22 protein-coding genes and 1 riboswitch are annotated in these 23020 nt (G+C 46.0%); of the genes, 8 read left to right on the top strand and 14 right to left on the bottom strand.

All coding sequences use genetic code 11. The features are described 5' to 3' along the window. Positions 1-19: 19 nt before the first annotated feature. Positions 20-183, bottom strand: a riboswitch (SAM riboswitch). 181 nt (positions 184-364) lie between these two features. After that, positions 365-778: a carboxymuconolactone decarboxylase family protein gene (locus CEF21_RS04230; protein ID WP_123913536.1), complete on the bottom strand. Its 414-nt coding sequence runs from the start codon at positions 776-778 to the stop codon at positions 365-367. 118 nt (positions 779-896) lie between these two features. On the opposite strand from CEF21_RS04230, the gene CEF21_RS04225 reads away from it, so the two are divergent. Further along, on the top strand, positions 897-1334 hold the full coding sequence (locus CEF21_RS04225) for an Lrp/AsnC family transcriptional regulator (protein ID WP_123913534.1): 438 nt from the start codon (positions 897-899) through the stop codon (positions 1332-1334). Between the two features lie 41 nt (positions 1335-1375). On the opposite strand, the gene CEF21_RS04220 is transcribed toward CEF21_RS04225, so the two are convergent. Beyond that, positions 1376-3835: a YhgE/Pip family protein gene (locus tag CEF21_RS04220; protein WP_164462074.1), complete on the bottom strand. Its 2460-nt coding sequence runs from the start codon at positions 3833-3835 to the stop codon at positions 1376-1378. Between the two features lie 202 nt (positions 3836-4037). Continuing rightward, positions 4038-4691, bottom strand: a complete 654-nt coding sequence (locus tag CEF21_RS04215) for a YkvA family protein (protein WP_346773366.1) — start codon at positions 4689-4691, stop codon at positions 4038-4040. 169 nt (positions 4692-4860) lie between these two features. Between CEF21_RS04215 and bacA the strand changes: the two genes are divergently transcribed. From bacA to CEF21_RS04195, 4 genes are all read left to right on the top strand, one after another. Next, positions 4861-5661: an undecaprenyl-diphosphate phosphatase gene (gene bacA / locus CEF21_RS04210; RefSeq protein WP_123913529.1), complete on the top strand. Its 801-nt coding sequence runs from the start codon at positions 4861-4863 to the stop codon at positions 5659-5661. Between the two features lie 294 nt (positions 5662-5955). After that, positions 5956-6471 carry an RDD family protein gene (locus CEF21_RS04205; protein ID WP_164462073.1) on the top strand — a complete coding sequence of 172 codons (516 nt, stop codon included), beginning with the start codon at positions 5956-5958 and terminating at the stop codon, positions 6469-6471. Beyond that, entirely contained in the window at positions 6455-6946 is a 492-nt protein-coding gene (locus tag CEF21_RS04200; RefSeq protein WP_123913525.1) for an RDD family protein, read from the top strand. Before CEF21_RS04205 ends, CEF21_RS04200 begins: the two co-directional genes overlap by 17 nt. Continuing rightward, positions 6943-7392 carry an RDD family protein gene (locus CEF21_RS04195; RefSeq protein WP_123913523.1) on the top strand — a complete coding sequence of 150 codons (450 nt, stop codon included), beginning with the start codon at positions 6943-6945 and terminating at the stop codon, positions 7390-7392. Before CEF21_RS04200 ends, CEF21_RS04195 begins: the two co-directional genes overlap by 4 nt. A 53-nt stretch (positions 7393-7445) precedes the next feature. On the opposite strand, the gene CEF21_RS04190 is transcribed toward CEF21_RS04195, so the two are convergent. From CEF21_RS04190 to recQ, 5 genes are all read right to left on the bottom strand, one after another. Further along, entirely contained in the window at positions 7446-8483 is a 1038-nt protein-coding gene (locus CEF21_RS04190; RefSeq protein ID WP_123913521.1) for an SDR family oxidoreductase, read from the bottom strand. Positions 8484-8540: 57 nt separating this feature from the next. Beyond that, positions 8541-9149, bottom strand: a complete 609-nt coding sequence (locus CEF21_RS04185; RefSeq protein WP_123913519.1) for a TetR/AcrR family transcriptional regulator — start codon at positions 9147-9149, stop codon at positions 8541-8543. 284 nt (positions 9150-9433) lie between these two features. Then, the gene (locus CEF21_RS04180; protein WP_123913517.1) at positions 9434-9664 is read right to left on the bottom strand and encodes a hypothetical protein; all 231 of its coding nucleotides are present in this window, start codon (positions 9662-9664) and stop codon (positions 9434-9436) included. A gap of 56 nt (positions 9665-9720) precedes the next feature. Further along, on the bottom strand, positions 9721-10026 hold the full coding sequence (locus CEF21_RS04175; RefSeq protein ID WP_123913515.1) for a putative quinol monooxygenase: 306 nt from the start codon (positions 10024-10026) through the stop codon (positions 9721-9723). Between the two features lie 14 nt (positions 10027-10040). Continuing rightward, entirely contained in the window at positions 10041-12179 is a 2139-nt protein-coding gene (recQ, locus tag CEF21_RS04170; RefSeq protein ID WP_123913513.1) for a DNA helicase RecQ, read from the bottom strand. Positions 12180-12366: 187 nt separating this feature from the next. On the opposite strand from recQ, the gene CEF21_RS04165 reads away from it, so the two are divergent. Next, positions 12367-13650, top strand: coding sequence for a trypsin-like peptidase domain-containing protein (locus tag CEF21_RS04165; protein ID WP_123913511.1), 1284 nt, complete (start codon positions 12367-12369; stop codon positions 13648-13650). Positions 13651-13819: 169 nt separating this feature from the next. Beyond that, positions 13820-14941, top strand: coding sequence for a histidine kinase N-terminal domain-containing protein (locus tag CEF21_RS04160; protein ID WP_123913509.1), 1122 nt, complete (start codon positions 13820-13822; stop codon positions 14939-14941). Between the two features lie 116 nt (positions 14942-15057). Here CEF21_RS04160 and CEF21_RS04155 read toward each other — a convergent pair whose 3' ends face one another. Next, the gene (locus CEF21_RS04155) at positions 15058-15954 is read right to left on the bottom strand and encodes a toxic anion resistance protein (protein WP_123913508.1); all 897 of its coding nucleotides are present in this window, start codon (positions 15952-15954) and stop codon (positions 15058-15060) included. After that, positions 15951-16580, bottom strand: coding sequence for a 5-bromo-4-chloroindolyl phosphate hydrolysis family protein (locus CEF21_RS04150; RefSeq protein ID WP_123913507.1), 630 nt, complete (start codon positions 16578-16580; stop codon positions 15951-15953). Before CEF21_RS04150 ends, CEF21_RS04155 begins: the two co-directional genes overlap by 4 nt. 232 nt (positions 16581-16812) lie before the next feature. Here CEF21_RS04150 and CEF21_RS04145 point away from each other — a divergent pair, with 232 nt between their 5' ends. Next, a complete protein-coding gene (locus CEF21_RS04145) occupies positions 16813-17325 on the top strand; it encodes a DinB family protein (RefSeq protein ID WP_123913506.1) in 513 nt (170 codons plus the stop codon). 34 nt (positions 17326-17359) lie between these two features. On the opposite strand, the gene CEF21_RS04140 is transcribed toward CEF21_RS04145, so the two are convergent. From CEF21_RS04140 to kynU, 4 genes are all read right to left on the bottom strand, one after another. Then, the gene (locus CEF21_RS04140) at positions 17360-18619 is read right to left on the bottom strand and encodes a M48 family metallopeptidase (RefSeq protein WP_123913505.1); all 1260 of its coding nucleotides are present in this window, start codon (positions 18617-18619) and stop codon (positions 17360-17362) included. A 150-nt stretch (positions 18620-18769) separates the two neighbouring features. Further along, the gene (gene kynA, locus CEF21_RS04135; RefSeq protein ID WP_123913504.1) at positions 18770-19612 is read right to left on the bottom strand and encodes a tryptophan 2,3-dioxygenase; all 843 of its coding nucleotides are present in this window, start codon (positions 19610-19612) and stop codon (positions 18770-18772) included. Beyond that, entirely contained in the window at positions 19609-20241 is a 633-nt protein-coding gene (kynB, locus tag CEF21_RS04130; RefSeq protein ID WP_123913503.1) for an arylformamidase, read from the bottom strand. The genes kynA and kynB overlap by 4 nt, the downstream gene beginning before the upstream one ends. After that, positions 20242-21525: a kynureninase gene (gene kynU / locus CEF21_RS04125; protein ID WP_123913502.1), complete on the bottom strand. Its 1284-nt coding sequence runs from the start codon at positions 21523-21525 to the stop codon at positions 20242-20244. It lies immediately after the preceding gene. Positions 21526-23020: the final 1495 nt, after the last annotated feature.

The following is a 23020-nucleotide window of genomic DNA, read 5'->3' as shown; positions in this document are numbered from 1 at the left end:
TAAAGTCGTCTTCGTAAGCCTCTTATCTCTCAGAAAGTGAAAAACTTTCTGTTGGAATTAGCACCGTGCCTTCAGGGTTTAAAACCCTGGCGCGTCTTGCTTTCGCGCCCCGTCTCGCGACGGAATTACGGTCGGTTGCTGGGCATCATAGGGCCAAATCCCTCCGCCTGCTCTGGATAAGAGTGCAATCTGAATAGTATGAAATTTTATTGCCTGAGCTGAATATTATCACCATTTTTACCGGCCTGCAACATTTTTTTGAAAATTTTTCATTCATGCGCAAATAAACGGACTCCGAATCATACACGTCTGTGTGCCCTCTTATGTGCAGTCATCCCAGTTTCCTTAAGTGTTCAAAATCTTTTTATTCCGCAGGTTTCAGCGCCATCATTGCACCGAAATACTGGGAAGCCGTGCTGAAGCTGATAAAAGCACAGAGCTCGCTTATTTCCCTGTCGGTAAACACCTCTTTTACTACGTCAAAGACGGCTGTTGGAACGAAACCTTTATGCTTAAGAAATACTTCCGCAAATCCGGCCGCTAAAGAGGTTTTCTCATCAAACAAAGCGGGGTCCGGCTTTCCCTTTGCCTTGCAGTATTCACAGCCGTTTCCCTGGGCCAGCGTTCTTCTTACCTGTTCTTTCAGCTCAGCGGATAGTGCGCCGTCCGTCTCCAGTACTTCACCAAGTTTCGTCCACTGAATCATAATATCCTGATTGTGACCCAATAGTTTTTGAAAGGGTGTATCTCCATGTGCTGCAAAGTGAATGGTTGTCATTTTCATTCCTCCTCTCCATAATAATAAAGAGGTTGATTCGTATATTACATAATTTACATAAGGAAAAATGAAGATTAATAGACAAAAAAGACTTGTAAAAGGAGAAAAAACTTTACATATGAAAATCGACGATAAAGACCGGAAAATTTTAAATGAATTAAGCAAAAACAGCCGGATTTCCATGAGAGAACTGGGCCGCAGCATCGGTATGTCCGCTCCCGCTGTGACCGAACGGATCAAGCAAATGGAATCATACGGGATTATTAAAGGCTATACATTGGATATCGATTACGGCAAAGCGGGGTATCCGGTCAGCTGCATCATCGAAGCAACCGTGAAAAATGGAGAATACAATCTTTTCAGACGGCATATTGAAAGCCTGCCAAACGCAGCGTTTTGCCACCGGATTGCCGGAAACGCCTGCTTTATGCTCAAAATGCATGCTGAGAGCCTTCAGCAAATAGAGGAATTTATCGACGGAATTTCAAGCCTTGCTCAAACCGTCACTCACATCGTTTTCTCGGAAGTGGAAACGGGATTCCGTTTTACAAAATGAAAAAAAGAACCAGTCCAAAAACTGGTTCTTTTTTCTTACACTTATGCCTCAAGCTCCATATTCTCATCCCTGGAACGCCCTGGAGTAAAAATAGATCCTGCTGATAAAAGAGCAAATACGGCTGCAAAGGCAAGCAGCACGAGCGCATTGCCCCAAAGCACGCTCGTATTCCCAAGCGAGATCACCGCTTTGAACCCGGCAATCGAATACGTAAACGGCAGCCATGCGCTTAATGCCTGAACCCCTTCCGGAAGAAGAATGACCGGGAGGCTCGCGCCGGTTGTGGTGATTTGTGCGACAGCGAGGACAAAGGCAAGAAAGCGCCCGATGTTCCCCGCAAGAGATGTTAAAGCAAAGACAATGAACATAAAGACAAGACTTGTGAATATAGTAAACAGCACAAAATAGAAAGCGTTTTCAACTTGAAGCTGCAAAATGACAAGGGTAAAAATTGAAAGGACAAGTGCCTGTAAAACAGCAAACAGGGACAGCTCGCCAAGCTTGCCTGCATACCATCCAATGCCTGATGCTTCCGCCGGCTTCCTGAAGTCCGTAACAAACGTAAGAAGCAAGATTCCTACAAATAGAGCCAATGACAAAATATAAGGGGCTGTTGAGTCACGGTAAAATTCATAGCTGTTCACTTTTTCCGCTGACAGCTTAACCGGTGAAGAAAACATGCTGATATTTTGATCCCCTGCATGAATGCCTCCGGTTTGTTCCGCTCCGCTCGCGAGACCCGCTGCAAGCTGGCCGCTTCCATCCTTCAGCTTGATCACTCCGGCATCCAGCTGGGTTACTCCATCGGTGAGCTTGCTCCAGCCGTTTTTCACGGTTTCGTTTCCTCCACTCACCTGCACGAGTCCAGTGTGAAGATCTCCTGCCCCGGCCGTCAGCGTCTTCCACCCTGCATCCACTTCTGTGTTCCCGCTGTAGATTTTCTGCGTTCCGCTGTAAAGCACGGATACACCTGACTGCATTTCCTTCCAGCCAGAGTTCACCGATTGATTGCCATCACTTACTTTAGAAGCCCCGGCGTTCAGTTTTGCTACAGATGAGGTCAGTTCTTTCCATGAAGCGGAAAGAGTCTGATTACCATCCGCAATTGCTTTCGTTCCCGCTGCGAGCTTGGCTGCCCCGCCGCTCACCTGCGACTGCCCATCCTTCAGCTTCGCCATGCCGTCCGCAAGAGCATTTGCCCCTTCTGACGCCTGCTGCACGCCGCCTGCGACTTGAGCGGTTCCCGCTTTGAGGAGCTGGGTGTTTTTAGAGATGCTCTCCGTACCCCCCGCCACAATTTTACTCGTTTGAAGGAGTGTTAAAAATTCGCGGTCCGTTTTCAGCTGGGGATTTTTAGCTAAATAGGCTTCCAGTCCCTGCGCGAGGCCTTTCGCCCCCATATTTACCTGGGCGGCTCCTGCATCCAGGTCGCTCATGCCCTTTGCTGCGGCACTGCTTCCAGGCGCAAGAACGGCAAGGCCCTCCTTGAGCTTTGCGCTTCCGGCTTCGGACTGCTTCAATCCTTCAAGCACTTGAGCAGCTCCTTTATCCAGATCCGCCGCTCCTTTTGCTGCACTGCCCGCTCCGCCCGCAAGCAAATCAATTTTCCCTGTTCCCTGCTTTAATGATTGATAAAGAAGTCCTGTTCCATCTTTCACCTGCTTAGATCCGGCTGCAAGCTTTTCAATATCCCCCGATTTTCCGGTTAGAGATTGAAGCAGCGTCCCCGTTCCGTCTTTCACCTGCTTCGTTCCGGCTGCAAGAGCCGAAATATTCCCCTGCTTTGCAGAAAGCGAATTCAGCATTTCCTTAGAGCCGGCCTCCAGTTTTTTCGAACCGTCTGCAAGCTTCGCAATATCCGCTGATTTGCCTGTTAAAGAGGCAAGAATCTGACCTGTCCCCTTCTGAAGATCACCCGTTCCGGTGAAAATCTGACTGGATCCATCTGCGCCTGATTTAAATCCGTCCGCTACATCCCCAAGCTGGGCGAACAGCTTCGACGTATAGTTTTCGGTAATTTTATCTCCGAGCTGTTCCTTGATTTTTTCAGCCGCTCCTTTTGTAATTTGTGCCGCCGTGAAGCTGAGTCCTTCGTTTTGAATATAGCGGAGCTCCGGCACTTCCGGATTATCGCCGAGAACCGTCGTCACCTTTTCAGAAAAATCCTCCGGAATTTCAATCACCATATAGTACTTTTCGTTTTTAAGCCCATCTGAAGCCTCTTCAGGACTGACAAATTTCCATCCGAGACTGCTGCTTTTCTTTAAATCTGCTACAAGATCGTCTCCGGCATGAATGGAGTCATTCCCGGATACAGCCCCTTTATCCTTGTTCACGACTGCTACCGGCAGATTGTCCAAATGATCATAAGGACCTGACCGTGATGACAGCAGCACGCCCGAGTAAACAAGCGGGACGAGCAGCACGGCAATCAGCGCCAGCAGCATCCCTTTCCTGCCCCCGCTTTGGAACCTTCCTCTTAATCCCTCAAATCTTCCCATGCACATCCCCCGTTATCCATCTAAATATCTATATAAAAAAGTGAATAAGGACTCATTCACTCTCCCTTTTTATATACTGAATATTTAGTAAATATTCCTGCCTGTTTTAGGATAGAGCGGGAAAATATTTTCTGTTATGTAATAACCTATCTGTTTTCTTAAAAGATTGCCGGGTTCAAAACAGCCGGCCAAAGGAAAATGTCTATTTACTTTGCAGCATGCCTGATACCAAATGAACGGCCATGGCATCATCCAGGTAACCGACTGCAAACAGGTAATCCGGCAAAACATCAACCGGCACAATAAAATAAAGAAGAACCCCGGCAAAGGAAGCGATCTGACCGGGTGAACCGGCATTCAAACAGAATTTCTCATACATGCCTTTCAGGGTATGGATAAAAGGCCCTGCACTGCCCAGAAGCTGGATTTTATTTTTAAAACGATTCAAAATCGTTTCTTTCCCTTCCTCCGTTTGCCCATACGCTTCAAAAACGGCTAATTGCTTTTCAACGTTTGCTATCGTAAACACTTCATCGTCTAGACCGGACGATTTTAATAGGCTGCTGATCGCTTCTGCCGAAAGGGCCGGTTCAGATTGAACGGAATAGCCGGCCGCAGCAAACAGACGGGGGAGCGGCCATTCAAGATGGTCAGCGAATACCTTTAAATGTTCGGGACGCGCCTTCCGTTTTCCGTTGATGATTTTTGAAATGATAGATTTATCGATCTTTGTCAATTCACTGAATTTCCTTATGGATAAAGATTTCTCTTTTAATAGTGATTTAAGGAGCGGACCGAGCTCACGGTCTGTTTGTTCGCACATCTTTTCTTCCCTCACGCTTTCTGCCAATCTCATTTATTAGCATTTATCCCCTTACCTTAAACAGACGTTGACAATTTGTCAACGATTCTATACAGTAATGTCAGCATCCTGCAAATGATGCCTTTTTTATCGGAAATAGTGAAGAAAGATAGAATTCAGCTCATGTTTTCAGGACAATCAGAGAAAGAGGAAGTGTTATCATTTGGAAATCATTCAAGCGATCATTTTAGGTCTTGTTGAAGGCTTGACCGAATTTTTGCCCGTGTCATCTACAGGCCACTTAATCCTGGCTGGACACTTACTTGGTTTTACCGGTCAGAAAGCGAGTGTGTTTGAAGTGGTCATTCAGCTCGGTTCAATTTTGGCTGTAGTCGTTGTTTTCTGGAAGAGGCTTTGGAGTTTGTTCGGATTCTATAAACATGATCAAAGCGCTATAAAGGGAAATTTAAATTTGATCCATATCATTCTGGCGATGCTGCCTGCCGTCGTAATCGGCCTTGTTCTTCATGATTTTATCAAAACGGTCCTGTTCTCGCCGATCCCCGTTCTGTGCGCGCTCATAGCGGGAGGTATTTTCATGATATTTGCCGAAAAAAAGAAGAAACCGGTCACTGCGGCCACTCTTGATGACGTTACATACAAACAGGCTTTCGGTATCGGACTGTTTCAAATCCTCGCCCTTTGGTCCGGATTTTCCCGGTCGGGTTCAACCATTGCCGGCGGACTGCTTCTCGGACTTTCGCACAAAACCGCGGCAGAGTTCACGTTTATCGTAGCCGTACCCATCATGTTCGCAGCAAGCGGGCTGGATTTAGTAAAAAATATGGACGTTCTTTCTGCAGCAGACATTCCCATGTTTGCCGCCGGTTTTATCACCGCCTTCATCGTTGCGATGATCGCCATCGTCTCTTTCTTAAAGATTCTGTCAAAAGTAAAACTAACGCCATTTGCCATCTACCGTTTCATTCTGGCAATCGTCTTCTTCATCTTCCAAGTCCTATAGACTTATGTTTACGAAAAATAATAGAATGGTAAACTCCCGATATTCATCCGGGGGTTTTTTTATGATTTTTAACACCTGGGGATTGGAGCGAGGGGCATAAGACTCTTCCGAGAGCAGCGGGACAGGTGAGACCTGCGCCGGGCGGTTCCAGGTGAGTGAAATGGCCTTGGGTCCAGAAAAAACGACAAATCCAGCATTTTTTAAAAGGGCCGTTTACCCTGGATGCGGACAGGGTAAATGAAACCAGTAATTTCAATTATTTCCCTTAAAAGGAAGGAAGGTGAGGATTTAGTAATGGAATATCCAGTTAAACACGCAGGGTTTTGGCTAAGATTCGCTGCATATGTCATTGATGGTTTTATCGTTTCCATCTTTATGTACCTTTTCATTTTTTTAATCGCCGGTGCCGCTATGGGCAGTTCCATTTTAAGCGGGAATCCTGATGACATAAATATTGTCGTCGTTATAGCGGGCTACGCATTTTTCCTCCTGGTCGTTCTCGCCTATTACATCGCAATGCCCGTTACAAAGTGGCAGGGCACCATCGGAAAGAAACTGGTAGGAATCAAAATTGTCGACCGATATGGACAAAAACTGACCATTGGGAAATCTGTCCTCCGCTATTTATCGATGATTGTCACTGGATTCACGTTCGGAGTCGGCTACATCATCACAGCCTTCACAGAGCGCAAGCAGGCTTTACATGATTTAATGGTGAAAACCTACGTCATTCAGAGCCGGATTGAAGTACAGCCGGCAATGGAAAAAACGGGGGAAACAGGAAGTATTACGCATGAAACATTCCGTTAATCATGCAGGGTTTTGGCTGAGAACAGCAGCTCAAATCATTGATAACTTTATTGTAACCATCGTTTTTTATTTTTGCTTTTTTTCAATTGGCCTGACTTCCTCCCTCATAGACAACGATGAAACGATCAGCGGCCCGATTGGCATTCTGTTCGTTTTCATAGCATTGCTTTTGTACGTCGGCTATGACATCTACATGCCGGCAACTAACTGGCAGGGAACCATCGGCAAAAAGCTGGTGGGCATTAAAATTGTCGATCAGAATGGCGAAAAATTAACAGGAGGAAAATCCGCATTGCGGTTTTTAGGCTCCGCTGTAAGCTACGCCACTTTTGGAATCGGTTATCTCATTACGGCCTTCACCCCAAAGAAGCAGGCACTTCACGACTTAATGGTCAAAACGTATGTGATTCAAAGCAGAGTAGAGGTATACGGGGATTCAAAGAAATTCAGATTAGATAAGGAGACATACACATGAATGATTCTGTAAAATATGCAGGGTTTTGGGTTCGGTTTGGAGCTTACTTGATTGATGGTGTAATCTTTCTCATTATTTTTGGAATTCCAAGCTTTTTACTGATAGGAGGAGATCCAGCAGCCAATACGGCAATCCGCTTATTCATAGGAACCTTATCTGCTCTTTATGTGATTTTAATGCCTACGACCAAATGGCAGGGCACTATTGGAAAGAAATTGCTCGGATTAAAAATAGTCGATGAAAACGGGGGACGTTTAACAGCTGGACGAGCCGTCTTGCGCTACATCGGTCAGATTATCAGCGCACTCGTTCTATATATTGGATTTATAATGGCAGCCTTTACGAATCGAAAAAGAGCGCTACATGATATGATGGCCCATACGTATGTGGTTAAAAGCCGGACAGAATCTTATCCCGAACCGGTAAATAGACAAGTCAATATTTAAAAAAACCGGATTCAGGATAATCTGAATCCGGTTTTTCTTTTTCGACAGAACAGCTATCCAATCAGCCCGTCCTCCGCCATTTGTTCCTTTTGATCGGTCAGCGTTGTTTCAAGGCTCCGGTAGGTCATCCCCAGTTCACGCACGCTTTTACTGTGATCAAATTTCGCCGGCAGCCCGACATTTTTGGACACGAATGGGCGGGTAAGCCCAATCTTCGGTGCCAGAAGCCAAATCAGAAACTTCGGCACTTCCCATTTAGGGAGCGGATACTGATTAGGGAAGTTCTTTTCAAAAATTTTCGCCATATCGAGCAGAGTGGCTTCTTCATTGGACAGCAAATACCGTCCGGATGCCGTATTTTTGAAAGCAGCAAGCCTGTGTGCTTTCGCAACATCCCTTACATCGACGATTCCATTCACCAAGCGGGGGACACCCGTTTTGTATTTGCCTTTCAGCAGATCCAGGACCGTCGCAATACTTGTGGAATCCGTCCTTTTCGAAAGGGAGGGACCAAGAATAAAGGTTGGGTTGATTGTCACCAGGTCCCATCGGTCCTGCTTTTCAGCCATCTCCCATGCCTCTTTCTCCGCTGCCGTTTTAGAGAAGCTGTACGGCTGGTGGTCTGCGGAACTGGTTGTATTCCAGTCTCTCTCCGTAAAGGCAGGCTTGCCATCCATGTCTGCATTATCTCCAAAAATAGCGACGGCGCTGCTTGTAAGAATAACGCGCCTTACGGAATCGAATTGATCCACAGAACGGAGGACATTCCGTGTCCCTTCCAGAGCCGGTTTAATTAAGTCTTTCTTTGCATCCCTAAATCCGCTGATAAAAAAGGGCGAAGCTGTGTGGAATACATATTCACTTCCGTTTACGGCTTCATCAAAACTTCCCTCTCTTAACAAATTCGCCTCATAAACATGAAGGGTTCCGGCCGATTCTCTTTCTGCCTGAAGCAGGTGCTCATAATTTGCAGTTCTGGATTTATCACGCACCGTAATTCTTACTTCATGACCTTCTTCCAATAACTCTTTAATCAGCCATGAGGCAACGTATCCCGTTCCCCCGGTGACCAATACGGTTTTTTTTACCATTTTCTAAGTCCTCTCTTCGCTTACAGATTGAACGTTCATTCAACAATGAAACGAGTATTATTGTCTAATGGCTTCCCAGCAAGCTTCCGTTACTTTTTCGATCAGCTTTTCATCCATAAAAATATCACCAGCCGCATGCTGTTTTGCTAGAGTGATTGCCACCTCAAGCGTCAGCGCAAAGATGACCGGATCCGGGAGAGGCTTAATCATCTGTTCATGCTTTGCTTTATAGAACACTTGCATAATCGGTTCGTAGTATGGATCCACCGTTTCCTGAATAGCCTGGCGGTTATAGGGCGACTGCAAAAACTGCTCCATAAAAATCGTCTCTTCCGGCCTGTTTACCGACACCTCAATTGTCCGTCTCACAAGCTCGCGTATTTGCTTTCTCAGTGACTGCTTTTCATCAAGCCCGGTAATAATCTTCTCTGAAAACTCCCGTTTCACTTTTATATATAATTCCTCAATCAATTCATCTTTATTGCTGAAATAATGATAAATAATGCCGGCGCTTACTCCGGCCTTTTTCGCCACCTTGGCCATAGATGTACCATGAAATCCATATTCGGAAATCAGCTCCAAGGTCGCTCTCAAGATTGAAGCATATTTCCCTTCTTTTGAATCCAAAGGCCGGATCGCCCCTTCCTTGATTGAATGTTCATTCAATATAGTACCTTCTTTTGGAGCAACTGTCCATCATAAGGAAGATTTTTATCGAAAAATGTCGAAAGAATAGAGAAAAGGGAGAAGCCGGTAGGCTTTACGGTTGGCGGGGCGTACATAGTCGGAGGGCGGGTGCCTGACCCGCGCTCTTTCACCGTACTAAAGCTCTGGCACCAGCCAGCGCAATCCCTTGGTACATAAGGCCTCACAGTTTCTAGCCTCTGTCCCCCGCTGCGGTGAAGGATGACGGGACTGGCACCGTTCCTGACCCGCACTATACTGCCGTACTAAAGCTCCGGCACCGACCCTCTCATCCCTTGGTACATAAGGCTCCACAGTTCCAAGCCTTTGTCCCCCGCTGCGGTGAAGCACAGCGGGACTGGCACCGCTAAACCTGCTAAAACTACTGAAACCATCAAAACCGATATAACTGCTAAACCTGCTAAAACTGCTAAAACTGCTGAAACCATCAAAACCAATATAACTGCTAAAACCGATACAAACGCTCCCCCCTTCATCCCCGACACTCCCCCAGCATCAAAAAGAGGCCAGCGTTTAAGCCGGCCCCCAAAATTTAAAGTCCTTTTCCGCCAAGCGGCTTCAATGTGCTGATTCTTTCCATCCCGGCCATGATTGGCTTTGCTTGTTTGATCAGGTTTTGAGTCGACTCAAGTGTGAGCGATGCCTGATGGGCTTCCTCACTCTTCCATACCTCGTAAACCATTACAGCGTCGGGTTCATTTTGCGCGGTGCTGACGACATACAATTCGCATCCCTGCACTTCTTTCATCGCTTCTGCTGCTTCTAATAAAATAGCTGCGAGCTGTCCGCCCTGCCCCTCTTTTGCGAGAATCTTGCCGAACAATCCGAATTTCTCCATCTTTTCCCCTCCGTTTACCGGGTTTGCTCTGCTTTTTTCCTGGACAGAAACGCTTTAATCATAAAATACGTTATGTCTTCAGGAAGCTGTTCTTTAATTGGCTTTAACCGGTCTGCGCCTGTCTCCTCAACCGCCTGCGCAATCTGGTCCGTATAGATTTCAGGTACAAATTCTTCATACGTAATGTTTTCTCCTGCTTCCAGACATTTCAGCAGATGATTTTCAACCGTCTGAATGGAAAGGTCCCTCTCCTCTGCTATTTCCTTAAAGGTCTTTCCTTCCTTATAGAGCTTAAGTGTATCTAAATGTGAATTTGCAGATGGTTTGCGGACGGGCTTGCCTGCACTCGGCGAATCTTCAGAAAGATCATTTTGGTACTCCGGATTTTGCGATTTAAACAATTGAATAGCCTGTATAAATGTCTCGCCGTATTTATCCGCCTTATGCTGACCGACTCCGGAAACCTGAAGGAAGGCCTCCGGTGTTTCCGGCTGCTTCACGCACATACTTTTAAGCGCCGTATCGGAAAAAATGACAAACGGAGGCACTTTTTCCTGTTCAGCGAGCCGTTTCCTTACGATCCGGAGCTCTTCAAACAGCGGGTCGTCCGCTGCAAGCTGCCTGGTTTCCACCGCTTCCTTCCGCTGAACCGGCACGTTCCCCATGAGGACTTCCTTCCCTGACGGATTCACAAAAATGACGGGGTAGGTTCCATGCTCCACTCCTATGAGGTCCTGTGAAATCAGGAACTCTATAAAAGAAGTGACTTCCTTCGCACTCTTGTCCTTCATGATTCCGTATGTCGGCAGACGATTGAACCCAAGCTCGCCGACTTTTTTGTTTTGTGATCCGGTGAGTACCTGGGCCACAAGCGCCTTGCCAAAGCGCTTCTGCCCCATCCGGATGACACAGGAGAGCACCATTTGCGCCTCCTTTGTCACATCTTTGCTCTCTCTGGAGTCTGTGCAGTTCCCGCAGCGTCCGCATGGAGGCATGTCCGAATCACTGAAGTAATGAACGATTTTTCGCTGAAGGCAGTTTTCCGTATGACAGTAATCCACCATAAGCTGCAGTTTTTCGAGCTCCTGCGGCATCCGCATCCGGTCACTCGACTGATCAATTAAGAAACGCTGCACTTGAACGTCCTGAGGGGAATAAAGCAAAATGCATTCACTGTCGAGACCATCCCGCCCCGCACGGCCTGCTTCCTGATAGTAGCTTTCCATGTTTTTAGGGAGCTGAAAATGGATAACGTACCGAATGTTGGATTTATCAATTCCCATCCCAAATGCGGACGTTGCGACCATCACCGCTGTCCGGTCCAGAAGAAAGTCCTCCTGTCCGCTAATCCGGTCTTCATCGCTCATACCAGCGTGATACTTGGATACACGAATGCCGCTTTTGTTTAGGACATCGTGCAGCTGATCCACGTTTTTCCGCGTCGCCGCATAAATTATTCCGGACTCTGTTTCATTTTTCTTCAAGAAATCCTTCAGATATCGAAGACGGTCCTGCCCTTTTATGACGGAAAAAGATAAATTCTCCCTGGCAAAACCGGTAAGGATCGAATGGTCTTCATCAATATTCAGTGAGCGGCAAATGTCTTCCCGAACCTTCGGAGTTGCGGTTGCAGTGAGCGCCATCACCACAGGTTTCTCCGGGAGTTTCTCAATCATTGTGTGAATCCGCTGATAGCTTGGACGGAAATCGTGGCCCCACTGGGAAATACAATGGGCCTCGTCCACTGCCACAAGAGGAATGGATAGCTCACGGAGCTGATTAATAAACTCATAGGACTCCAGCCGTTCAGGAGCAATATACAGCATCCGGTACTCCCCGTGCTTTGCCCGCATCATACGATCCTGTACCTCTCCGGCTGATAGAGAACTATTGATATAGGCCGCTGGGATCCCTGCCTGCAGCAGGGTATCCACCTGATCCTTCATCAGGGAAATAAGCGGTGAAATGACAATGGTTGTACCTGAAAAAACAAGCGCAGGGATCTGATAACAAATGGATTTCCCGCCCCCTGTCGGCATCACACACATCGTATCGTTTCCATCCAGTGCAGATTGGATCGCCTCCTCCTGGCCTTTCCGGAAAGACGAGTACCCGTAATGCTTTTCGAGCAGCAATCGAGCCTGTTCAAGCATGTCTCTTCATCCTCTCTGTCCACTTCTTTTTTTATTATAAGAGTCTGAGTCTGCTGGTGCAAAAAGCGGAAAATGATTTTTCAAGCCGAATTTCCTTGCTCTTTCTTCTTTTAGGTTTTTATTGAAAAAACTCCCAAACTGCATTAAACTGAAAAATAGTTAAATAGTCCCAAAAAGGAGAACTCATATGTATTGCAAAAATTGCGGATCCTCCCTTACCGAACGGTCTAAATATTGCCCTCAATGCGGCCGTTCTCTTAAAACCAAACCCTATAAGCTTCTTACTCTGCTCATTTTATCGATTTTTGCCTGCGCGGGTGTTTTCAGTGCCCTGTACCTGGAATGGATGAAAGAGCCGGATCAGGCTGTCTCAAAAGCCTCAGAAAAAACACAAGTAGACGTACAAGCAGCAGAAGTAAGGCAGACTGCGGCAAAAGCGGAAACGGACTCTCCAAACGTAAAAAAAGAGAATCCCGCACCGCCAAAAGAAACATCCCAAATTATAGAAGATGCGCAGCCAAAAGTATTCACGATTCTTAGCGATCATTCGCAAGGTTCAGGGTTCCTTATTAATGACCGAGGAGATGTGCTGACAAATGCGCATGTAGCAGAAGGATCCCTCTCGCTGACAGTCAGGGATTCTAAAGGAAATGACCATCCAGGAACTCTGATCGGCTACAGCAATGATGTTGATATAGCCGTTATTCGAGTGGAAAGTCTGGCGGGACAGGCCCCGTTTGCTCTTGAGGAGACCGATTCTTCGGAGCTTGGTGATGAGGTCATTGCACTCGGCAGTCCGCAAGGGTTTGAAAATACAGCGACAATCGGCAATATCAGCGGGGTAAACCGGACGTTTACCATTGAACCGCGAATTTATGAGGGAATCTATCAAATCTCTGCTCCGATTGCTCCCGGCAGCAGCGGCGGACCCCTTCTGGATAAGAAAACAGAAAAAGTGATTGCCATTAATTCAGCCCGCCACACAACGGAAGCAGCGATTGGCTTCAGTATTCCGCTCTATAAAGTGATGCCGGTTATTCATGGCTGGGTCAGCCAGCCGATGACAGAAGAGGAAATCACCACCCTTTTCTACACAGAAGAAGGCACCTATTATTATCAGGATTTATATGAAGACAGCGAACCGTATTTTAACGGGGGCGATTACAGTGATGAGTTCGATAGCGGCGATGAATACGAAGCCCCTTCTGCAGAAGACGGGGACGAGTATGACGGGGACGAATCTTATGAAGAAAGTGATTCCTATGATGACAATGGATCGTATTCGGAAGAGTGGCAGGATGAAGAGAATGAGAATTCTTACTCCGATGACATTCCTGAAGAGGAGAATCCCGATCTTCCCGAAGAAACCGAGGACTGGAATGATGAATCCTCAGATGACTCTCTAGCAGATGAGACCTATGACGATGAGACGATGGATGAAGAAGCACCTCCAATAACAGAAACTCCATAAATTTTTTATAAAAAAACAGACAGAGCCGTTCATTTATATGAATTTGCTTTGTCTTTTCTTGTTTCATGTATGGTGAACAAAAGAGGAAGTTAGCTCTTTTTGTCGAATACTCTTAAAAACTAACTATTCGGAAAGTAGTAGATGATTATCCTGCGAAATGAGGAGAACTATGAAACGGTCATTGCTCGAATCTCACAAAAAACTTTTGGTTCGTTTTCTGGAAGAGCAGCAGTCTGCCTTTTTGAATGAATGGCATGAAACGATTTTCATTGGACAGATTGATCCGCATAAGGAAAAAATTAAGGAGAATGGCTCGACAATGTTCTCTTTAATCAAACAGGCGATTGCCGGATCTTTATCAGAGGAGGAATTGAAGCAGCTGGCTTTCAAAGTGGCAAATGAACGGCTGCAGGCCGACATCAACATTGGGGATTTTGTCTTCAACGTGAACGCCGGGAGAAGCATCATTATCAGGAACATTTTTCATTCTTCCATCCCGGTTCAGGACTTGCACTTTTTTATTGATCATATTAATCATCAATTTGATTTGTTTTCTTACCATGCCGTGACGATTTACACAAACTTGAAAAACAAGGAACTGAGTGAGAAAAACACGTATATTCATGAGAACCATAAGGATAAGCTCGCCCTGCTGGGTCAGATGTCTTCAAGCTTTGTCCATGAATTCCGGAATCCGCTCACCTCTGTCATGGGTTTTATCAAACTTTTAAGAAATGATTATCCAAACTTTCAATATCTTGATATCATCAATCACGAGCTCAATCAGCTGAACTTCCGGATTACTCAATTCCTTCATACGTCAAAAGCTGATTTTAACGGAACCGAAAAGGAAGATACCTCGATTTCAAAGCTGTTTGAAGATATCCGGGAGCTTACATATCCAAGCATCGTGGATACGGATGTGAATGTGATCAGCAGGATGGATCAGGATTTGGTGATTTCCACCTATCGGGATGAACTAAAGCAGGTCATGCTCAATCTTTTCATTAATTCCATTGATGCGCTGAAGCATAAAGAAAAGCCCCGCAATCTCACAGTGAATGGATACATCGAGAACAGCCAGGCAGTCATCTCCATTTCAAACAACGGACCTGCAATCCCCTCAGAAAATATTAAAACCATCTTTGAACCTTTTTTCACAACAAAGGAGCTTGGCACGGGAATCGGTCTATTTGTATGCAAAAAAATTGTGGAGAAGCACGGGGGATCCATATCATGTGAATCGAATGAACACCTCACAACCTTTACCATTGTTTTGCCAGCCCGTTAAATACATATGGGTTATTATACCATATTACCCATTATAAATCCATATAAAGTCCCGGTTGTTTCGGGTGGCACATAAAAAATCGAGTGAAAAACCAGACGGTTTAAGCACTCGATTTTTTATGCGCCGTTTAAACCGGCAAGCTTCTTTTCTGCGGTTTCTCTTTGTTTTTGGCCTTCCTGCTGAATTTCCAGAGATTCTTCTAAATGTTTCAGAAGATTTCCCTGTGTTCCAGCTCTCCCGTCAAGCCTTCCCATCGTTCTTTTTGTTTCTCCTGCGTTCTTGCGCCTCAAGGCGGAGGATGCCATCGTAATCTGATTTTTCCAGAGCGGAATCGAGGTTAAAATGGATGTTTGTATTTTATCAATCAGCAGCTGATTGGTCTGCTGAATCAGTCTGATCTGAGGAGCACTTTGACGTGTAATTTCCCTGCTGACTTTTAGATCATATAAACGGCGGTCCAATCGCTCTGCAAACCGGGCGGTATCCTCATACTTTTGCCGGTCTTCAGCCTTCTCCAAGTCAGGCAGAGCCTTATTCAGTTCCGACAATTTCGTCTCAGCCGCTCCTATATACAAGTTCAGCTCGTTAAAATACGCCTGGTTGCGGGCAAACCATTCATCAAGCATCGCAAGATCATCCTGGAGAACGTTCCTGCCCTTTTCCAGTTTCATCACGGCCCGGTCAAGCTGCGCACTCATTTGGTGGTACCTCGATATGACCTCACGGGAGGCGTACTTCTTTGGGAAAAGCCTGGTGAGAAAACCAGCTTTCCGGTCCCGGTCAGGATCTGCTTTATCCAGCTTTTTCATAAGGTCCCGGATAATCAGCCCTGCATTCCCCCGGTCCTTTTCCTTTACATAGTTCATCATTTGACTGGACAGCGATAGAATCCCGGACTGGGCCGGGACACCGAAGGATGCAATTTCCTCCCCCATCCCCGGCTTAATTTCAGCGGCCAGCTCCTGCACCCGCTTCCGTTCTGATTCTGTAAACGGGCTTGATTCCATGCTCATTTTAAATCCTTCGCTTCATGAATTGAGTGCTTGGCGACATCCAATTCAAAATGAAGCTGGGAAATGTCGTCGGAAAGAATGTGGTACAGATCCTGTTCAATCGTAAACAGGAGTTCTCTTAACGTCCGGTTTGATTCCTTTAAAGAGGAATGGATCTCATCGCTCTTTTTTGGCTGGGTAGACAAAAACGCATAGCGTTCCGTCAGTTCGACCGCCGAATCCAGATGCTTATAAAAAAATGGTTCAGCCCGGTAAAAACGCTTAGGATCCTTTTCAGCCAGGCGGTAAATTTTCCTCACGACCCGGAGCAGATCCACCCTCTGCTTGAGTACAGAAATACTTCGAATTGAAAAAAGCGCCCGGCTGAGGCGGCTGATTTTCCGTTTCGCCTCTTTTAGATTTTTCTGGATGAAACGGTACTCGCTTCTCGTCAGTTCATGTTTCTTCAAAAAACGGGCATGGACGATGGCAGCAGCCATACCGTATGCGGCTGCCCCTCCAAGCATGGAAATACCCGACGCGGCTAAATAAGGCTGGGACATAGGGAAAAAACTGATCAGCCAAACCGTCATCATAACGGGCAAAGCTGTAAATACCCCTGCAACATGCGGGATTAACCGATTCATATTCAATCGACTCCTGACATAAATATCTTACTTTTCCTACGTAAGAAAACGGTTTCCGGTTTCATTTATCTTTCTTCTTATCGTACACGATTTTCCCCTTTTCTTCCATAGAACCTGGATGGTAGAAGGCTATACGGCTTAAGGCTTACATACATTCATTATAGACATACAGCCGTCTCATCATGCCGGCTCGCGTATAATGGAGAGGAATCCTTAAAAAGGAGGGAACACCTTGCTGCTGCGGCCTGAACGAAATGACTATCATCCGCATTATCAGCCCTATATTGAACAGCTTCCGAAAGGGAACATATTTGAAATTCTTGAAGAACAAATGAAACAAACCATCCGCCTTCTTGAGAACTTACCGGAGGAGAAGGCGCTTCACCAGTATGCACCCGGAAAGTGGAGCATCAAGGAAGTGGCGGGGCACATCGCTGATACGGAAAGAATTATGGCTTATCGCCTGCTCGGAATTTCCCGTGGAGAGACACGTGAGTTTCCGGGATATGATGATGACAGCTACGTTCGGAACGCCCGTTTTGATGAGCGCAGTGTGAAGGAACGGATCGAAGACCTCTCGGCTGTCCGGAAGGCCACATTGACGCTGCTCAGAGGCTTGCATCCGGAAGCGTGGAAGATGGAGGGAAAAGCGAACGGAGCTCGAGTCACCGTCCTTGCGCTTGCCGCGATCATTGCGGGGCATGAGCGGCATCATGTGAGGATTTTGGAAGAGCGGTATCTTTGAAAAAAGGAGACACTCCCATGGAGTGTCTCCTTTTTTACTCATACTTCTTCAAAAGCTCTGTTAACTCCTGATTCTCCAGCTGCTTTGCAAGGCTGAATGCGGATTGCCCTTCCTCATCCTCATGATTCGGATCAGCGCCTGCTTCAAGGAGCAATTCACTAATATCCATTAATTCGTAATCCACTGCTGTCATTAAAGGAATCCAGCCGTAGTCATCTTTTTTGTTGGGGTCCGCCCCGTTTTCAATTAAAAGGCTGACCATCTCGGCATCTTCATTAAAAATAGCCTGATCCAGCGGGGACTCGCCGTTATCATTTTGCTCATTGGGATCGGCTCCTTCTTCCAGGAGCCTGTTCACCTCTTCCACATCCGCATCATAAACAGCTGTATTGAGCGGGGTATCATCATTTAGCAAGCCGGAAATTTTTTCAAACCCATAGATGCCAATTCCGGTCAAAGCAGCGGGAAGGAGAATTCCGGCCCCAACCGCCAAGGTCACAATATACTTCGTTGCCTTACCGAGAACCGCTGTTTCCGGAAGACCGGCAAACTGTTCAATTGCACTAATTCGTTTCGGAAGGGGAGGATGGGTGGATAACAGCTCCATCAGCGTAACCAAAAACCCTTTTTTTTCGTTGTACTGCTCCAGATAATCCGCCACGTTGACCTTTTGAAACATGCGTTTTCCGGCAGCAAAAACAAGCAGTGCCCGGATTGCACTTTCCGGCTTCTGAGTATAATGAACGGCCATCCGGTCACACGTATACTCGCATGCACGGGAATACGCCTCACCCAGAAACGGTACCCACATCGCTGGGAAAACATAAAAATTCTTTCCGACATGGTTTCTTTTGATGTGGGCCAGCTCATGCGCCAGCACATACTCTACTTCATCGTCATGCGATTCCTCTGCAAGCTCTGCAAAATCCGAATAAAGCACAACAAAATTTTTCCCGAACAGAGCAAATACTCTTGTGGCAAAAGCATTCAGGATTCCGCCGGATTCTACAATATACACCTCCGGCATTTTTTTGAGGCCCATCTTCTCAGTCAGGTTCTTTGTTTTTTCATACAGGGATGGAAACTGGGTTTCTCTTAATCGTACACCGTTTACCTGGATATGCGCCATGGACATCGCGTGGCTGAACCAGGTCAACAGACCGAGTACAGCAAGGATGATTGCGCCGATAACGGAAATCATTAGGGAAAGAACAATTGTAATGCTCGTAATTAAACAAAAAACAAATAGCAATTCCTCATACTTATGGATCAGCGGTTTATTGGGGGGATTCATCGTTTAGGCCGTTCTCCTCTTCGACTAAAATATTCTTCACAAAAAATCATTCTATCATCCTTTTCTCTTACAAAATAGTATTTTTTGGTTAAAAAGCGCAGCTGATTAAGCAGCAGAAAAAGACACCCCCTGACCGCGGGAGTGCCTTTCTTATATGTCTGTCCGCAAATCCCAAAGCTCCGGAAAGAAACGCTGATCCAGTACCTTTTTTAAATAATGGACGCCTGACGAGCCTCCGGTCCCCTGCTTGAACCCGATAATCCTCTCCACCGTTTTCATATGGCGGAATCTCCACTGCTGAAGCCAGTCCTCAATATCGACAAGCTTTTCGGCGAGCTGATACAGATTCCAGTACTGACCCGTATTCCGGTAGACGGTGAGCCAGGCAGCCTGAACAGAGCTGTCTTTTTGATAAGGCTTCGTATAGTCCCTTTTCAGGACATCCGGGCTGATTGTAAGACCCGCTTTTGCCAGCGCCTGAATGGACACATCATAAAGGCCCGGTTCACGGAACGCTTTTTCCAATCGGGTATGAAGCTCTTGGTCCTTTTCATAAATCTTCAGCACATGCGGCGTTTTATACCCCAGCGCAAATTCAATCAGGCGGTACTGGTACGATTGAAAACCGGACGCCTGACCAAGCTTATCGCGGAACTCCATGTATTCAGAAGGCGTGAGAGTAGAAAGCACGTCCCATGCCTGAATAATTTGAGACTGGGTTTTCGATACCCTCGCCAGCTGCTTGAATGCAGTCGGCAGATCTTCTTTAATAATCGCTGAGATAGACGATTCCAGTTCATGCAGAATGAGCTTCATCCAGAGCTCGCTCACTTGATGAATGATAATAAACAGCATTTCATCATGATGATCAGAGAGCCTCACCTGACCGGCTAGAATTTTATCCAATTGCAGGTACTCCCCGTAGGTCATGTTGTTCTTAAAATCGGTATGGATGGATTTTTCCGAGTCGGCTGGCTGCTGTTTGTCCGTCATCCGCCATTCCCCCTTTTTCTGATGACCGCCCTGACCGGACTACCGTCTCCACCTTCAATTGGCAGAGGAAGCGCAATCAGGTCATAGTCCCCTGGTTCAATCCCATCGAGCATGATGTTTTCAAGAATGTGGACACCGTTTTCGTAAAGAGCATGATGCGCGGCCATATCCTTGCTGTCCAGCTGGTCGACGGAAGGAACATCTACCCCGATCAGGAAGATTCCTTTCTCGTTCAAAAAGGCACCGCAGTCCGGATCAAGGGGTACAATGTTTTCCGGGAAGGTCTCCGGTTTGTTGGGAATGGCCGTTTTAATCAGCAGACGGGAAACGCCTTCTACGTGATGGCGGCTTAGTGTTTCCCGGCTGATTTGAATTTCATTGGTGAGATCGATGACTCTCGCCGGTCCGATAAACAGGCTGAGGTCCAGCTCATTTACTTTCGGTCCGCGGTCATCGAAGTGAAACGGTGCATCCACATGGGTTCCGGTATGCAGGCTTGTCGTTATTTTTCCAATGTTGACGGAGCCGGTCTGCTCCTTTGTATAAACCGTTTCATAGGAAAACGGTGTATCACCCGGCCAGTGGCCGATTTTCGGGTTCAGCGGCTGGGAAATATCGATCCATTTCATTTAAGCCACCACTCCGCGCTTGTTTTCGAATTTTTTATACGTTTCGTCTTTCATAATGGTTTTGAGTTTTTGAATGGTGCGCCAAACCTCTTCATATGTGTTGTAAAGGGCGACCGGCGCGAGACGGATTCCGTTTGGCGAGCGGAAATCGGGAATGATCTTCTCTTCTTTTAACGCCCGGCAGATTCTTGCCGCTTCCGGATGCTCCATGAAAAGATGCCCGCCTCTCGTCTCATCGATTGGGTTGCGGATGGTGAAGCCGTATTCCGATAGCTCCCGGCCGATCAGGTCCATCATGTATTCAGTCAGCTTCAGCGATTTTCTGCGGATGGGTTCTATACCGGCTTCATTGAAAATGGATAGGGACCCGAGCAGCGGCGCTATGCTCAAGATGTGAGGAGTTCCCATTTGGTAAGCCCCTGCATGCGGTGCTGCGGTCAGCTCATGCTCCATATCAAACTGCTTCGATTTATCCGAGCTGAACCAGCCGGCGAGACCCGGAGCTGAGCCGAAATGACGCTTGTTCACATAAAGTGCGCCGACGGCACCGGGACCGCCGTTTAAATGTTTATACGTGCACCAGAAGGCAAAATCCACGTCCCATTGTGACAGATGATGCGGGATGGAACCGACCGAATGGCACAAATCGAAACCGATCAGTATTCCTCGCTTGTGCGCTTCTCTGGTTAGTCTTTCCATGTCCAGCACCTGGCCGCTCCGGTATTGGACGCCAGATAGGATGACGATGGCGATTTCATCTGTCATCGCTTTGATGATGTCCTCCTCGTTTAAGGTGTGGCCGTCGCGGCTTTTTACTTTGATGAGGTGGTCATCCGGATTGTATCCTTTTAGGTTGAGCTGACTTTGGAGGGCGTAGATATCGGTTGGAAAGGTGATATCGTCTGTAACGATTTTCGTTCTCGCGCCTTTTGGCTTGTAAAAAGTGGCGATCAGCTGGTGAAGGTTCGCTGTAGTGGACCCCGTAACGATAACTTCCTCCGGTTCGGCACCGAGCAGCGGAGCCATTTGTCCGCCAAGCTTTTCAGGAAGGTAAAACCATGGATGCTCCCCCTCTGTCCACCCGTCAATTCCGTACGTTTTCCACGAGTTCAGGAGATCGTGGACCGCCTGCTCGGAACGTTTGGAGAGCAGGCCGAGAGAGTTGCCGTCGAGATAGATGGTATCTGCGGATATGTAGAATTCTTCGCGGAAATGGGATAGCGGATCCTGCTGATCAAGCTTTTGAGCGAATTCCAGGCTGTTTTGTTCTATTTGTGCGGACATTTTTCAGTCAGTCCTTTCAGTTTCGGGTTTAGTAGAATTATATTTTACGTATGATAACGCTGTCAAAAGAGGTTGGAATTAAATGGGCGGCGGTTTATTATCGAATTTCCTGATTTATTATCGAAATCGGCTGATTTATTATCGAAAATCACCAGATATTATCGAAAGCGAACCTTTTATTATCGAATCGGGAAATGTTCGTGACCAGAAAAATGGTATACCTCCTGACGTTTAAAAGATCGAACTGGGTAGAGAGAAAGTAGCAATGATTGCTTGAGGTTATTTTCTAAGACCCAGAACCGTTTTAACACATTGCAATGCCCTAAGCAGAAACTCATTATTTCCTGATGTCGCAATAGTAGGCGTATAGTTAGAAATTTTTGCCTTTTCGGAATTATGTGTCTCCAGATGAACTGAAACAAATTGCGTTACGTCTTCCAGAAGTTCATGCACCCTGATCCCCCTGATGCTCGAGGAATGATTTCTAATTTCTTCATAACCGGGAGAAAGTTCAAGTTTTTCACATATGGTAGTCCCTTAAAAGTTTTATATTATTTGTTTATTCTATTTGTTCTCCCATTCCTTCTCGCTTTTTATTCGAGGGCATTTGGCCAGGGATTGTGGATCATAAAAACAGAGAGGTCACAAACTGCTAATTAATTGGTTTTTATTACAAAATAAGGAATCTTAACAACAATAAAAATCTTTAAGTGTTATTATTAAATCAGCATATAAGGGATAATAAACCTATAATTTCATTTATTTACTTAAGGTGATAAATTGGATCTTGATACCGTTTCTTCTACCATCTCTTTATTCGCATGAAATAAAAAAAATTAATAAATTCATTGGATTTTTACAGCTTATTTGGAGGTACTCTATGAATAATTTTAAAATCGGAAAATTTATTTTTATTTTAGGAATCATTTTAATCCTATTAGGTTTGATAAACCAATTAGGTTACTACAATTCTATTTATCTTAAATATTCTTTTTTTGTGGGTATAATCTTATTTGGATTTGGAGTTTTATTAGATAGTTTCAAAAACAAAAAATAAAAATTAAATATTTCCTAAATAATGAACTCAACTTTCGCAGTCCAAATCAGGTAAGTAAGCCAGCAAATTTGACTTTATCCCGATATTGACGGATTCACCCATCTATGTAGGATGGAAGGAGCTGCCGCTAGTTTCCTGGCTAGAAAAGCCGTATTGCTGGATCCCAATGCCAATCTTACATATTTTTAAAATCCTCTATCAGATCATTCTTTCTTTTCATCTTGGCCTCATCTCCTCTGCCCTCATTATATTTAAAGTTGGAAGGTGTCTAAACTAGTGAGGGGGCCAGTGAGTTTTATGAACGAATTTGCAAATGTTGGAGTCTAGGACACCGCTGGCTTTCAATGGTTCGACTCCAACACTGCTGGATAGAGGGACATTGACAACCGAAATGCAACGGTTTGCCTCATACCCGGCAGACCGGATGGAGCATTTATC

Origin of the sequence: Bacillus sp. FJAT-42376, from assembly GCF_003816055.1 — a bacterium.
In the GTDB taxonomy this organism is placed as follows: domain Bacteria; phylum Bacillota; class Bacilli; order Bacillales; family Bacillaceae; genus Metabacillus_B.
This window is presented reverse-complemented; position numbering and strand designations above follow the sequence as displayed.